Raw genomic sequence first — 15,390 nt, 5'->3', positions numbered from 1 at the left:
ACATATGCCCCAATTCCTGTACTTCCTTCATCAAAAGAGGAAGTTTTTTTATTGAAAACATCATAAGGAGTTGAGTATTGTCATGTACAAACGGTTTGTGCAATCCTGGACCAAAAGCATTTCATGGGCACTTATTCTTAGCCTACTTATTACTACTGGAGCTTTTGCCCAACCTGCCCAAGCTGCTGCGACGAGCAGACAGGTAGACGCCGCTTTGAAAAATGTGGTGAAGTACTACTATAAAGCGGATAAGGATTATCGTTTTTCAAAGGATTTTGACTGGGAGTTAATCGGCTTGGAGCATGCCGGCGAGAAGTTGACTTCTAGCAAATGGGTGGACGATTCGGAGAAAACAGCCATTGATTTCTGGAGTAATGAAGTAAAGAAAGTGTCCGAACCAGGGCAGCTTGCCAAGGTATCCATTGGATTAATGAAAAATGGATATGATCCAACGAACTTCAATGGAAGGAACCTGTTGAAGGAAATCGAGAAACAACAAGATAGCAATGGGCGGTTGGGGGACGACCAGTGGACGACATTTAATCATGCGCTCTCGATGATTGCCCTTGAAATGTACGATTACTCGTATGACCGTGAAGAAGCTGTTGATTTTCTGATTGACCGATTGGAGGACTTTACGCCGAGTGATACGGTCTACCACGATGAATGGGCCTTTGCGCTGCACGCACTCTCTTTCGTAGAGAGTGAAGATGGAGTAAACGACATGCAAAAAGAAATTATGGCACAACTTCTCAGTGGTCGAGGATCAAACGGTTCCTTGAACGATAACCCTGACACGACACTCGAAACACTCGCTGCCGTTGCTTCTACAGGCGAAGATGTGATGAAGGGCGACTGGAACAAAAGTGTAGAGTACGTTCTGACTCAGCAGCTAGACGATGGTAGTTTCCCAAGTGCTTGGTCAAATGGAGAGACGAGCGAACTGACGACGCAAAAAGGCTTGTATGCGCTTGCTGTTCTGAAAAAGGGAAATGCACTCTTTGAACGTTTGACGAAAAAAGAAAAAACGGATCTGATTGTGTACCGCACGAACGAAAATCAATCAGAAAATGTCAAGGTGTATGATGGTATGACGAATTTCATCAAGGGAGAGGAATCTACTTCGACTTCTGCTGGTTACACGATTTCGAGCAAACAGCTATTTGTTAAAGCAGACGTGAGTAAATTAGCTGAAGAGAAACCAGTTGCAATCCTCGTCAAGGTAATGAAGGGGAAATCTATCGTCTCCCAGGCGATTGTAGAGTCTACTCCGACTACGACTCAAACGCTGACAGCTGGTCTCACGCTGCCAAGAGGAACCTATAGTGTTGAAATAAACTTCTGGTACGGCTTGGCGGAAAATCCCGAGGTTGCACAAGACAGTGTTTCTTTTACAGTGAAGGTAAAGTAACGAATGAGCTTGCGCAGACTAGCAGCGAGACTGCTTATTCTCACCGTGTTCTGCCTCAGCTTCTTGCAGGGGAATGTCAGTGCCGCCAGTAAAGATGCAACGATCTCTGCCAAGCAGAATGATCGTATGGTTGTCATAAGCGGGGAAACCTCCACAGAAGACCCCGCTTACGTTCCCCTGCTCGTTATAGATGCGAGAGGGCAGGCGATCTATTTTCAAGATGTAGTCGGCAAGGGTGCACCCTTTACCGTTTCTTTTGAAATTCCTGATGAGGTAGCCAAAGGAATGGCGGTAGCTACCCTGTTTTCCAAAACAAAGACGAGCCATTCATTCCCGATCCGTTCAATTAGTCAAGAACATGAAAAAATCAAGGTGACGTTCTCGATCACAGGGTACAAAGGAGAGGAAATTTTCGAGAAGAGAAAGCTGTCGGTAGAAGAGGGAATATCTGTTTTCCAACTTCTCCAATATGCTTCCGAGCTCGAAGACTTCCCGATCGAGTATGAAGATGGCAATCAAGATGGACACGATGTTTACATCGTAAGTATTGATGGCCTTGCCGAGTTTGATAAAGGACCTAAAAGTGGTTGGGTATACAAAGTGAATGGTGAAGGTCCACAAGTAGCTGTAGACCGATATTACTTGGAAGATGATGCTAAGGTGGAATTTTTATATACCGCTGACTTAGGCAAAACAGAGCTTGGCGAAAATGCCGATTCTTCCACGATCATCTATCAAATTAGCAGTTCGACTCTCTTTGACAATGCCATGCATCAACTGCAATACACTTCCACTGGTGAGCAGATCGTGGATGTTGTGATGAATGTGTTGTATGACTTGACCGTATTAAATGAAGAAGAACAACAGAAACATATGCCTGATGTTGCAACCCTGTTTCAAGCAGCTCACGAGAGAGCAGCTACCATGATTGCCAAAGATGCCGATGCTGTTTCATCTGTAACCATTAATGAACGCCAAGTAAAGGAATTGCTGGAAGAGCAGGCGATTTTTCGAATTAAGCTAGGTGAACATTTGGTAAATATGCCGCGCTTTCAACCTTTCCTCACGGAGTTAAAGCCGACCTTGGTCGTAGCGCTGCCAAACGAGGAATCGCTACAGTCAGCGGAATTGTTTTTTGATGAATATGCGTGGAAACATCTTCTGCTCTCCAAAGTGCCAGTCATCGCCGCAAAAGGGAATTGGCGCACGACCATTACGCCAGTGCAACCAAGCAATTCGCACTCGTTATCGTACAAGTTCCGTTTTCATGATGGAGCAGAACAAAGCAAGCAGTTGGAAAATTTGCAAACGCGAGACGGTAAAGACCCTTTCCCACTGACCTCTGGGTACCGTATTACAACAACACAACCTGCGGCTGGCTTGATCGCCATCGATTGGCCGATGAGCAATACAATAGAAGCTGGCATGTGGCCAACCTTGTATCAACGACCAAATGAACAGGGACAGTGGCTATTGACGACCACGTATTTACAAGTCGCGAAAAACCGTGTGACTGGCAAAATCGGAACGCATACGGGAGATGTAGCGGTGCTCGCGATTGAACCTAGCTATCAGGACTTGTGGGAGTTGCCTGCTCATCAGTCTTGGATAAAAGAACCAATCCTCGCGCTCTCCGCTATTGGTGTAATGGAAGGGCAAGGCGAGGGAACGTTCGGTCTGAACGATCCGGTAACGCGTGAAGAACTGCTTGAGACGCTGCAACAGTTACGTGGCGGCGACAATGTAGACAACCCGGCCATGACCCAAAAGATACAAACACCACTTAAACGGGTTGACGTTGCCCAGCTATTGGTGAAAGAAAGTGGAGTAAGTCAAGAAGTGAGCAAGCCAATGAACGTTTTTGTGGATGAAAAAGAGATTGCACCAGAAGCAAAGGCTGCCACACAAATCGTTTTGGCAAAAGGCTGGATGACGGGCAGAAGTGATGGTAGATTTGATCCTTATGCACTCGTCACTCGGCAAGAAATTGCAGTGATTCTATACCGTTATTGGAAAGAAACCGCTGGAGTGAAAAAGGAGTAGGTCGGGGCTTCCCGCCTACTTTTTTCTGCGAGAAGGACTGCGAAAGGATGGAAGCGCAGATGAGAGTAAAAGCAAGTTTGCTTAGTTTCATTGCGGGGATAACCCTGCTTCAGTCTACGGTCTACGCGCAAGTGCAGCCAGACATTCAGCATTCAAGCGCAAAAGCCGTTCAATACGTATCCGAAAAATACATGGCAAAAGGTGTAACTGCACTTGATGATTGGATGATCATCGGTCTTGCACTGCATGAAATGGACGTTGAAAATGGTTCGTTAGGGACAAAAAAAATTTGGGACGAGGAACTGAAAAAGCGCCTTCATGCTTTGGACGCCCGAAAAACAACCGATTATGCTCGTTTTATTTTGACGCTCGTAGCCGCAGGAAAAGATTCATCCAGCTTTGCAGGCGAAAACCTGATTGAAAAGCTGAAAAAAGCCCAGTTACTGAATGGGAAATTTGCGGACAGCATAAATGGACAGGGAGAGAATCTGATCAATGCACATGTATGGAGTATAATTGCTCTCCATGCTGCTGGGGAGCAGATTCCTCGAGCCAAACAAGCGAAGTCTTGGCTAGTGGGAAAGCAATTGACGGATGGTGGATTTCACTTTGATGCGGCGGCAAAACAAAGTGGCGTCGACATGACGGCTATGTCACTGCTGGCTATGCGCGCTCTGGGGATGAATAAGGATGAATCACCTGTAAAGAAAGCGCTTGCTTACTTGCAAAAAACCCAGAACTCATCAGGCGGATATCAAGAAGGGGGAGCTTTTAATGCTGAATCGGCTGCCACAGTAATCTCAGCTCTCATTGCTTGGGGAGATCAGCCAGCCTCTTGGAAGCAAGGAAAAACAAGCGTCGTCGATTCACTACTTTCTTTTCAAAAGACAGATGGTTCATTCGCACATACGAAAGGTGGCTTTGCCAACCAGATTGCCACCTCACAGGCGCTACTTGCACTCTCCGATTTGAGACGGCACCAGAGTTATATCAGCGTTCTCCGTGAAAAGGCTGGCACGCGAAAAGTACTGGCATTGCAGGACTTTCATTCCCATTACTGGGCATATCAAGAGATGGCAGATCTCGTGAAGAACGGCTACTTGCAAGGTGTGACGGCTCATCAGATGAAGCCTGATCAACAAGTCACACGCGCCCAATTCGCTGCCATGTTGCTACGTGCGGTTGGGGAGGAGCCGAACCAAAAAACACAAGGATTATTTCATGATGTACCTGCGAGTGATTGGTCCAGTAAGGTCGTGGAAAAAGCAGCGTCTCTTGGCCTCATGCAAGGGAGCAAAAAGCAGTTCCGTCCACATCAAGGCATCACCCATGAAGAAATGGCGACGATTTCCTCACGTGTTGCGAAACGGTATGGCTGGAAAAAGGTTTACGCTGCCTCCTTTACCCCTGTAAATTACAAGCTGGTCAGTCCATGGGCAAAAGTAAGCGTGATCGATATGCAAAACCGCAAGCTCATAGGCGGAACCAGGGCGACCTCATTTGAACCAAAAGCGACTGTCACTCGAGCAGAAGCGGCAGTGCTGATCTACCGATTGTTACGTATACGATAAGGGGCAAATAGATGAAGCGGAAAGATTGGCTTATCCTACTTGGTTCATTGGTTATTATCATTGCATGCTTGGCTGGATTCTATCAGTATCGCGTGTGGCAAACGGCAACAAATCATACTATTACGTTGGCGCCTAAGCCAAAGGTGAAAGCGGAAGGCACAGAGTCATTCGCAAACATCCTGATCACAAAGGATTTTGGACAAGAAACCGTCCTTTCTAATCAGGTTCCCGTGAAAGATGGCGATACGGTCATGGATATTCTGAAAAATTCGGGAGTGACGATCACTACCAGCTATAACGGAGGTTTCGTAGATTCAATCGGCGGGATCGCCTCCCAATATCGAAGTGGGGATTCCACAAGCAAGAAAGTAGATTGGTTTTATTACGTGAACGGTCTCCTGGCAGACGTAGGGGCGGCTGAGTACCCTGTATTTTCAGGTGACCAAATTTGGTGGGACTATCACTCATGGGAGCACGCCATCCAAACTTCTGCACTTGTAGGTCACTATCCGCATCCTTTTATAAAGGGCTTGGGTGAAGAACCAGCTTCACCGTTGCTCATCATGTACACGACGGGCTATGAACAGCAAGCGAAGCAACTCGTCGCGTCACTCAAGACTATTCGGCCAGATGTAAAAGAGCCGGTTGTTTGGGATGAACAGCAATTTTCAAGTGAGAATGCACTGATTCTCGTAGGAGATACGAAGTCTATCAGCCAATCGCAGAATGTAGTCGCGATTTTTGAGCAACGAGCTTCACATGGATTGTATGCGGATGTAAAAGTAGACGGAATCCAGTCGTACGATCAGACAGGAAAACCCGTATACGTTCACAACCAATCAGGTACTGGACTCCTTGCCAGTACATTGAATGCGGCGACCCGACTACCGATTTGGATCGTGACAGGAACCGACGAGGCTGGAATCGCTCAGGTCATAAACAGAATGAATCCAGCAAAAGCGAAAGACATGGAAGGATATTTCGGTGCAATCGTGACGGAAACAGAAATCATTCGCTTGCCGATCCGAAAATGAGGTGAAGCAAACCATGAATATCGCCCTCCTCATCCTTCTAGCGTTACTTAGTCTTTTCGCTATTCTCTTATTGGTGCTGGAAAAATCGAAAATGGATGAAAAAATCATCGCGGTCATCGCAACTTTAGGTGCGATCGCTTCGATTGCTCGCGTACCCTTTGCTGCCATCCCTAACGTACAACCAACCACGTTTCTCGTTATGTTAAGCGGTTATGTATTCGGTATCCGCGTCGGTTTTTTAGTAGGAGTGATCGCAGCAGTTTTCTCCAACTTCTTTTTGGGCCAAGGTACTTGGACACTGTGGCAGATGATGGCATGGGGATTGTCTGGCGCTTTTGCGGGTGGATTGAGGTACGTAACTGGAAGATCCGCTCAACCGCCGCTCAGTAAATCCGTTGATAAATGGTTGTTTGTTGGAAGCTGTACAGCATGGGGTTTTTTGTTCGATTGGATCATGAATCTATGGATTTTTGTAGGGATGGGTGCATTCATGAATATCGGTAGTTTTCTTGCACTCTACAGTGCGGGCTTGGCCTTTGACATTGCACATGCTGCTGGTAACTTCTTGTTTGCCTTGCTTCTCGGGCCTGGATTTGCTCGTATTTTTACCCGCTACCATCGGAAATTAGTCATTTCTCAATTGACGGTGAGGAAAAGCCATGATGTCTAGTCGATCTGCCGGAAACTCTTCTGTTTGGAAATCCGTACATCCTGTAGCGGTTTCAAGCATTCTCCTTGCACACGTTGTCACTGCGTTTTTATTTGATTATCATCCACTTTTGCAACTCGGCCAGCTCCTTTTTCTCATCCTTTGGGCACTTCAGGAAGGGCTTGGCAAAACGATGTGGATCACGTTTCGCTTCGGAATGCTATTCTCGATTCTTTTTATGATCGTCAATCCGCTCTTCGCGAGTCACGGCGGGACTTTTTTGTGGCGGGGTCCCATTGTTTCGATACTAGGCAGACTCGATTTCACGCTAGAGGAAATGGCGTATTCATTCATCGGAGTCATTCGCTTACATACCATCCTGGTACTGTCGGTAATGTTCCAACGTTTTATCGATCATGACCGCTTCTTTTTCCTGTTTGCCAAAATCGCACCGCGCTTCGTCATGACTTCGGTGATGGCCATCCGGTTGTTTCCGTTGTTAAGCCGTGAATTTGCAAGAATCAAAGAAGTTTCTCGATTACGCGGCATCCGACCAAAAGGTGGGGAATTGATTCATCGTGTGCGATACTATTCTCTTTTGCTCCGTCCGTTGCTTTTTAGTTCGTTAGAGGGAGCGTGGCTAACAGCTGAAGCATTGTACGCAAGAGGGTTCGGCAGTGGGAAAAGGAGCAGCTATCATGAGGTACCGCTTTTTCCCAGAGAGCTCATGAGCTGTATGATGAGTCTGGTAATCGTCGGAATTGTCATTTGGGGGAAGAGGTTTGATTTTGCTTCATTCTCCTTTTATCCAACGTTTAACTGGTCTGATCCACTGGGAGATTTGTTATTCTTGACGGGTTTGTTCGTATTATGGATGCTGCCAATTTATGGGCTTCGGGAGAGGAGGCAGGATTTGCATGCTTGAATGTGAACATTTGCATTATCAATACCCACAGAGTGATCGGCTTGCTTTGTGTGATATTCAAGTAGAGATCGTGCCAGGAGAGTTTGTGCTTTTGCTTGGGGAGAGTGGGAGCGGCAAGTCAACTTTTTTACGTGCATTGAATGGATTGGTTCCCCGTTTTTATGGAGGGGCCATTGCTGGCAATGTAAGACTACACGGTCAATCACTTGATCAGCTCACACAGCGGCAGATTGTGACATCTATTGGATTTCTTAATCAAGATCCTGAAAGACAACTCCTTCTTGATACGGTAAGAAGAGAACTTGCCTTCTCGATGGAGAATTTATCGATCTCACCTGAACAGATGCGCAGCAGATTTGCCGAGATTAGCCATTTATTCGGGCTAGGCCCTAAGCTATCTTCTCAGACGGATCAATTGAGCGGTGGGGAAAAACAAAGGTTAGCACTTGCCAGCATCTTGACACTTTTTCCGAGTATCTTGTTATTGGATGAACCTACTTCCCAATTAGATCCAGTTCATGCTGACGAAGTGCTGCAGTTGCTGCGACGTTTACATGAGGAGATGGGCATGACCATCGTGATGAGTGAGCACCGAATGGAGCGTTGCTATCATCTTGCGGATCGAATTCTTTATTTTGATCAAGGCAGGATCAGATTCGACGGGACTCCTCGGCAATTTGCAGCTTCTGCTATACAAAACAAGTCATGGCTGCCTTATTTGCCAGTCGTCGCTCAAGGAATGGCAGAATACTGCGGGGATCAGGATATTCCATTGACAGTGAAAGAGGCACGAAAGTTGGTTCAAAAGCAAAAGTTGGCGATCCCGCTTTCTTTTCATCCAGGCTGGGGGAATGTTACCATCTCCCGACAATCTCGCAATTGCGAAGTGCTCTCGCTGCGTCTAGGGACAGCTGGGTATAGGGAAAAACCAGATGTATTGCGACAACTGAACTATTGTATGTACGAAGGGGATCGAATTGCCTTGTTTGGAGAAAACGGAGCTGGTAAAAGTACATTCGCCAAAGCTCTAGTGGGGACAGTACCATTGACGTCAGGTGAGCTACAATGGTTTGGCAAGCCGGTGCAGATAGATTATCTGGAGAACACGCATCGGTATGTCGGGTACTTATCTCAAAATCCGAATGATTACTTCATGCATGAAACTGTGGAAGAGGAACTGTTGTTTACTTGTACGCTTGATAAATGCCGTACGAAAGAGGAAATTCAAACACGTGTAGATGAAATTTTATCGAAAATGGAACTGACGAGTTATCAGAAGCATCACCCGCATGATTTGAGTGGAGGGGAACGTCAACGGTTGGCACTCGCGATCTTGCTTGCCAGTGAACCGGAAGTTCTTATATTGGATGAGCCTACTCGTGGTATGGACCGCAAGCAGAAGGTACGTCTCGCTGAATATTTGCGGGTGTTGCCAGCAAAGGCAGTTCTGCTCATCACGCATGATGTAGAGTTTGCACTACTTTATGCGAATCGAATATCTGTGTTGTATGACGGGACGATTGTAACCGATAATCACCCCCAGGAAGTGTTTACGAATTCGTTAACGTATGCACCACAAATGTATCGGGTATTGCGTAAGAACGCCTCCCTAACGAATGAGAATGACTGGGAACAGCCGAGGTCCTGATAAAATGGGCGCATGATGATGGAACAAATACCCAACGTCACTTCATAAATCTAGAGTAGCCCCATGAAGTGGCGGAGGTGAAAATGATGGATGAGTTCAAAAAAGAACTAAAAAAACTGAAGGCTTCTGAAATAAACTCGGATCGAGTGCAGCGTTGGGACAAAGAAAAAATGAATGAGGCGACGCTAGTTCGTAGCAGGTGTGGTGGATGTGGCAGGTGTGGTGGATGTGGCAGATGCGGTGGATGTGGCAGATGTAGTTGTGGTCGTTGCAGTCGTTGCTCTTGCTCCTGCTCTTGCTCCTGCTCTTGCTCCTGCTCTTGCTCCTGCTCTTGCTCCTGCTCCTGCTCTTGCAGTTGCTCTTGTAGTTGCTCTTGCTTCTTCCCATGCTTTGTCGTAATAAATGACGAGTAATGATCATTACGTAAATGAAGCTCCTGCCCAAATTGTGTCTTGGCAGGAGCTTTTTTTTCAGACTGGAATGTGAGACAAAGAGTGGTACATAAAATAGCTGTGACATGTCTTGTCGCAAATTGGTTTATTTCACAATGGTAGGGGGAGGAGAATGGATAAGCTGAATCCTTCAATGCGCATAAAAGTGAAGCGGGATACAGTGTATGTACCCGATTCGGACGGGAGTGTGTATTTTCGCAATAACATCGGAACTTTTCGCATGAAGGGTGACATGATCGATCGATGGGTCGATCAGTTAATTCCCATGTTTAATGGTGTGCATACGTTGGAGCAATTGACCGACGATTTGCCGGAAGAATATCAGGAACAAATATTCCAAGTGGCCGGTACACTTTTAGAAAATGGATTCCTCCAAGATGTGAGCCTGGAGAAACCACATGAATTATCAGCAGAGGTCATGTCAAGGTATGCAGCGCAGATTGAATATTTGGATCAGTTAGGTGGATCAGGAGGGTATCGGTTTCAAAAATATCGGACAGAAAAAGTATTGGTGATCGGCGCAGGTTCCTTTCTCCTTTCGGTCATCCATGCATTGCTGGAATCGGGATGCGTTCAATTCCATTACGCCATCACGAATGAGACCCCGACCAATCGTGAGCGGCTAGAGGCGATGATAGAACATTCGCGTAGGAAAGACCCTCACGTGAAGCTCTATGAACGCAAGCCGGCGTCGTGGGAGGGTGCCGACTGGTCAGAGGCCATCGAGCCTTTCGCTGGTATTTTGTACATGTCAGCAAGCGTAAATAAAGACGAAATAAGTGCGATCCAGTCCGCGTGCAGAGAGCGGGAGAAGGTGTTTGTTCCGGCGTTATTTGTTCAGCAAAAAGGAATGGTAGGGCCGCTGATTCATCCACAGTCAGAAGCTTGCTTAGAATCGGCTAGGCATCGATTACATCGACAGGCTTTGTGTGCGGACCCCGAGCAACATCCATATTCAATGACGGCAGCAGCCATGCTGGCGAACATCGCTGTTTTTGAATGGTTCAAATACGTTGCAGGTGTCAATGACGCAGAGGACCCAAACAAAATTTATTTGTTAAATCTGGAGACGTTGGAAGGAAGCTGGCTGTCATACTTTCCTCACCCGATGCGAAAAAAAGACATGAGCATGGAGGTAATGGATGAGAGGGAGCTTGAATTGCAGATATCCAAAGAGGCAGAACCGAAAGAAAGTCTATTGGCTCTGTTTCCGTCATGGACCTCCCCTGATAACGGAATTTTTCACAGCTGGGATGAGGGAGAGCTTACGCAGCTACCGCTGACACAGTGTATGGTGACAGCTGTCGATCCTGTGACAGATGGTCTCGCAGAGCTTTTGCCTACTGTAGTATGCGCCGGATATACCCATGACGAGGCACGCAGAGAAGCAGGATTGCTTGGGGCAGAGATGTATGTGGAAAGAATGGTGAACCACCTAAGCGCACAACATTCAACTTATCAGGCCGAGCTAGAGAGCGACATCGGAATTGGAGCAGGGGAAACGGCAGCAGAAGGCTTATGTCGGGCGTTACGGCATTGTTTGACACTCACGTATGTGTCAGAAATGAAAGGACGACAACCAACGGCTAGATCTGTGGATGCTGACTCGATTGTGGATGAACAGTCCCAGTTTTATGTACGGTCTTTCGCTACATTAGGCGAAAAACCAACGATTGCAAAAGGGCATGAGGTGTGCGGATTTCCGGTGTATTGGGTGGGAACGCGCACGGGATGGTACGGGAGTATTGGCTTGCAAGAGCGAGATGCATTGCGAAAAGCACTAATGTATGCCCTGCAACAGATTCAGACGCCAACAAGTCAAATGTCCAAGTATGTACTGACAGCGCAATCTATTGCGTTGACGGGTGAAGCCATCGAACTGGTGCTCAGCAACGTTCAGGAAGAATCGGAAAAAGAGGTCTGGAAACAAGCTGTCGAGGTACTGGCTCTTCAATACCTTTCTCCTCGAGTCATGAATGCAGCGATAGAGCCTTTCCTAGAAGAGGACCTTGGCGGCGTATTCGCCCTAGTGCTCTCGCGGGAGGTGCTTCAATGAGCGCTGACATTCTTATCATTGGAGACGGAGTACTGGCGGAGCTGGTTTCAGAACATTTGAGCAAGGACTATCGAGTGCGGCAGAGCGAAAACATGGAGTCTGCGACAATCGGAGCAAATTTGGCGCTCCTGTTGCACGATACGTATCATCCTGCTTTGCATTTGCAGGTAGAAAAGCATTTCCGACAAGCGAATATTCCATGGTTGCGCGGTTTCGTTTCGTTCGGGGAGGCGATCGTTGGCCCGTTGGTTCGTCCAGGTCAAAAAGGGTGCTCCCAGTGTGCTGATATGCGGCGATTGATGGCGGGACGCGATCGCAAAGAGATGTGGAAGGTACAGCATATGCTGAGGGAGAAAGGCGGCATACCACGTGATCCATGGTCATCCCGCTCCGGGTTGTTACAAGTGGCATACCATGTCAGTGCGGAGGTTGAACGTATCGTAGAGGGTAGGCAAGCCCAGTTATCCGAGCATATCCAGTTTATTGATTTGCAAACATTGACCAGCACGCGCCACTTCTTTTTGCCGAATCCGTTATGCCCGGTATGCAGTCAGTTGCCTGATGATTCTGAAGAGCAGGCGAGAATACACTTGAAGCCTATCGTAAAGCAAAGTCCTGACAGCTATCGCACAAAATCGATAGCCGATTTGAAACAAGCTCTCTCCACCGAATATTTGGATTCCCGAACCGGGTTTTTGAATGGGAAAGTACGTGATCTCGTCTCTGTGTTCGCAGATGTCAGTGTCAATTTGCCTTTATTTTCGCATGATGAGGGCACGGCCGGCAGATCTGTTTCATTCGCGGATAGTGAAATAACGGCGATTTTGGAAGGGATGGAAAGATATTGTGGGCTGATGCCGCGTGGCAAGAGGACGATGGTACGCGATTGCTATGCAAACCTTGCGCCGTATGCACTTGATCCGACGACAGCGGGTACCCATTCTGAAGAGCAATATGCTCTGCCTGACTTTCCGTTTCTCCCGTTTGATCCCAAACGAGAGATGAACTGGGTATGGGGTTATTCATTTAAAGAAGAGCGACCCATTCTTGTACCTGAGCTCATGGCTTACTACAGTATGGGATTCGGGGAGGGAGTTGTATTTGAGACCTCCAATGGCTGTGCGTTAGGCGGCAGCTTGGAGGAGGCGATCTTTTACGGCATCCTCGAAGTGGTGGAGCGAGATGCTTTCTTGTTGACCTGGTATGCCCAATTGCCGTTGCCACGCCTCGATCTTTCTACGGCCCATGATCGGGAATTGCTCCTGTTGATCGATCGGATGCAGACGGTTACGAATTACGATTTGTACTTGTTTGATGCGACAATGGAAAATGGAATTCCAGCTGTATGGACGATTGCGAAAAACCGCGGAGAGGAAGGATTGCACCTCGTTTGTGCAGCAGGAGCGCATTCAGACCCCATCCGCGCTGTAAAAAGCTCCATTTATGAAACGGCTGCGATGCTCATGACTTTGACAGACAAGTACGAAGCGAACCGAGACAAATATTTGCGCATGCTCCACGATTCGTCCCTAGTGAAAAAGATGGATGATCATGCAATGCTATACAGCTTGCCAGAAGCTGCGGAGCGCTTATCCTTCCTTTTGGATGATTCACGTCCGATGGTCTCATTCGCTGAACAATTTCCTAGAAGAAACCAACATCGTGACCTAACAGACGATTTGCGGGATTTGCTCCAAGTGTTCCAGAATTTAGACCTCGATGTCATTGTGGTGGATCAAACGACACCAGAGGTAGGGCGCCATGGCTTATCTTGCGTGCGGGTATTAATTCCTGGCATGCTCCCGATGACTTTTGGCCATCATCTCACGCGAGTAACGGGATTGAAAAGAATATTGGACGTCCCCGTGAAGCTGGGCTACGCGAAAGAACCACTGCGTGTAGACGAGTTGAATCCTTTTCCGCATCCGTTTCCATAACATGCATCTGGGAGTGAGCCGGATGAGTCTTGAAAATTTCTTGTACCGTCTTCATTTTGATACAGAAAACGCCAGGCCAAGTGATCTCGAAGTGGATTGGGAAGATGCTCCGCTGACATACAAGATGTACAGGGGGCTACCTGTCATTCCCCTGCCAGAAGAGGTACCTCTCTCACTTGCAGATCAAAGGGTTTCACAAGGGTTGTCTCTTCATCAATTGGGCGCTTGGTTATGGTATAGCTACGGACTCATCCAAATCAGCCAAGGGCTGTTGACCACGACTCTGGCAGATGCAGGGTCTGAGTCGTTTTTGCCGCATGTAACGAATAGAAGACCGATTCCGTCTGGGGGAGCGCTCTATCCGAGTGAGCTGTACGTATATTTGAAGCTGTCGAGTATTCCTCCTGGTCTATACCACTACGATGCTGCCCATCACAGACTCGTACAATTGCGCGAAGGGAATTTTGATCATTTCCTTAGCCGAGCGCTAGGTGGCAGTTGTCCAGTAAATGAATGCTTTGGGGTTGCGTTCGTATCCATCTATTTTTGGAAGAACTTTTTTAAGTATGATGAGTTTTCCTATCGATTGCAGGGTCTCGATGCTGGTGTACTGCTTGGACAAATGCAGGAGATGGCTAAAAAGTTCGGTGTTTCGACTACGGTACACTACCAGTTTCTGGATCGAGCGATGAATGCACTGCTTGGTTTGTCAGCCGTTCAAGAGAGTGTATACGCAGTGGTTCCCTTATCATTTCAAACAGAAGGATCGATGCAATCACCCACACAATGGATAGAGCGAGGAGAGGAGACTGCAAGCGACCTAATGGGGGAACTCTCTGAGCAAAAGCATGTGCATGTGATGCGCTCAAAAAGAAGGAGGAAATATCCTGCGCTCCTGCAAATGAATGAGGCTGTCATGCAGGAATCTACCCATTCGTTTACCCGTTATTCGGATCATTTAGAAAGCAAGTGGACTCGTCTTTCCGATGAGCGAATTCTTCTCCCGCGTTTGCAGAAACCAAGCTATGATTTGGCGCAATTTTGCTGGGAGCGTTTTTCGCCAGAAATGGACTTTATCAGGAGGAAAACAGACCAGGATCAGGTAGCGCGTATCATGGAAATGACGATGAGTGCTCTATCGTATGGCAGTGATTTGGGAAAAGATCCGGAAGTAGCGTGGGGGAGGCTTTCTCTCTATGTAAGTATTTATCAAGTAGAAGGGATGCAAGACGGGGCATACGCTTACGAACCAGTGGAGCACGCTCTTTATCCGATTGTCTGTGGAGATTTACGAGCTCGTCTTCAAGACGGAATGACTATGGACAACGTGAATTTGTATCAAGTGCCGCTCTGCTTTCATGTGGCGGGTAAACGCGATCATTTGATCAATCAGCTAGGGTTTAGAGGATATCGCATCCAGCAGATGGAGGCGGGAATCGTCGTGCATCGCTTGCTTTTGGCAGCGTTCACGTGTGGAATGGGCGGCCATCCGCTACTCGGATTTGACGTCAAAAATTGCGACGATCTGTATAACCTAGAGACAGAAGAGAAAACCTGCTTGATTCAAATTCCAGTCGGGCATTATCGCGCCCGCGCTAGATTTCAGGGCGGGCTTCATGGATAAAAACGTGTAAGACCCGAGTCGCGTTGACCCGGGTCTTGTT

At 47.4% G+C, this 15,390-nt stretch carries 11 protein-coding genes; all 11 read left to right on the top strand.

Annotation, left to right across the window (positions count from 1 at the left end):
• Nucleotides 1-82 precede the first annotated feature (82 nt).
• Nucleotides 83-1,411, top strand: a complete 1,329-nt coding sequence (locus C7R93_RS02615) for a prenyltransferase/squalene oxidase repeat-containing protein (RefSeq protein WP_106837339.1) — start codon at nucleotides 83-85, stop codon at nucleotides 1,409-1,411.
• A 3-nt stretch (nucleotides 1,412-1,414) separates the two neighbouring features.
• The gene (locus C7R93_RS02610; protein WP_106837338.1) at nucleotides 1,415-3,454 is read left to right on the top strand and encodes a DUF4430 domain-containing protein; all 2,040 of its coding nucleotides are present in this window, start codon (nucleotides 1,415-1,417) and stop codon (nucleotides 3,452-3,454) included.
• Nucleotides 3,455-3,513: 59 nt separating this feature from the next.
• Entirely contained in the window at nucleotides 3,514-5,025 is a 1,512-nt protein-coding gene (locus C7R93_RS02605) for an S-layer homology domain-containing protein (protein WP_158264005.1), read from the top strand.
• An 11-nt stretch (nucleotides 5,026-5,036) separates the two neighbouring features.
• Nucleotides 5,037-6,059, top strand: coding sequence for a DUF4430 domain-containing protein (locus C7R93_RS02600; protein WP_106837336.1), 1,023 nt, complete (start codon nucleotides 5,037-5,039; stop codon nucleotides 6,057-6,059).
• A gap of 13 nt (nucleotides 6,060-6,072) precedes the next feature.
• Entirely contained in the window at nucleotides 6,073-6,729 is a 657-nt protein-coding gene (locus C7R93_RS02595; RefSeq protein ID WP_106837335.1) for an ECF transporter S component, read from the top strand.
• A complete protein-coding gene (locus C7R93_RS02590) occupies nucleotides 6,719-7,633 on the top strand; it encodes an energy-coupling factor transporter transmembrane component T (protein ID WP_146142404.1) in 915 nt (304 codons plus the stop codon). The genes C7R93_RS02595 and C7R93_RS02590 overlap by 11 nt, the downstream gene beginning before the upstream one ends.
• Nucleotides 7,626-9,281 carry an ABC transporter ATP-binding protein gene (locus C7R93_RS02585; protein ID WP_158264004.1) on the top strand — a complete coding sequence of 552 codons (1,656 nt, stop codon included), beginning with the start codon at nucleotides 7,626-7,628 and terminating at the stop codon, nucleotides 9,279-9,281. Before C7R93_RS02590 ends, C7R93_RS02585 begins: the two co-directional genes overlap by 8 nt.
• Before the next feature lie 83 nt (nucleotides 9,282-9,364).
• Nucleotides 9,365-9,694 carry a heterocycloanthracin/sonorensin family bacteriocin gene (locus C7R93_RS31085; protein ID WP_208637779.1) on the top strand — a complete coding sequence of 110 codons (330 nt, stop codon included), beginning with the start codon at nucleotides 9,365-9,367 and terminating at the stop codon, nucleotides 9,692-9,694.
• A gap of 151 nt (nucleotides 9,695-9,845) precedes the next feature.
• Nucleotides 9,846-11,789: a putative thiazole-containing bacteriocin maturation protein gene (locus C7R93_RS02575; protein WP_106837331.1), complete on the top strand. Its 1,944-nt coding sequence runs from the start codon at nucleotides 9,846-9,848 to the stop codon at nucleotides 11,787-11,789.
• Nucleotides 11,786-13,726, top strand: a complete 1,941-nt coding sequence (locus tag C7R93_RS02570; protein WP_106837330.1) for a TOMM precursor leader peptide-binding protein — start codon at nucleotides 11,786-11,788, stop codon at nucleotides 13,724-13,726. Before C7R93_RS02575 ends, C7R93_RS02570 begins: the two co-directional genes overlap by 4 nt.
• 22 nt (nucleotides 13,727-13,748) lie before the next feature.
• Nucleotides 13,749-15,350 (top strand): SagB family peptide dehydrogenase, encoded by a 1,602-nt coding sequence (locus tag C7R93_RS02565; protein WP_106837329.1) that lies wholly within the window; start codon nucleotides 13,749-13,751, stop codon nucleotides 15,348-15,350.
• The last annotated feature ends 40 nt before the right edge of the window (nucleotides 15,351-15,390 follow it).

The sequence above is a fragment of the Brevibacillus fortis genome (assembly GCF_003013395.1).
Classification (GTDB): Bacteria; Bacillota; Bacilli; order Brevibacillales; family Brevibacillaceae; genus Brevibacillus; species Brevibacillus fortis.
This window is presented reverse-complemented; position numbering and strand designations above follow the sequence as displayed.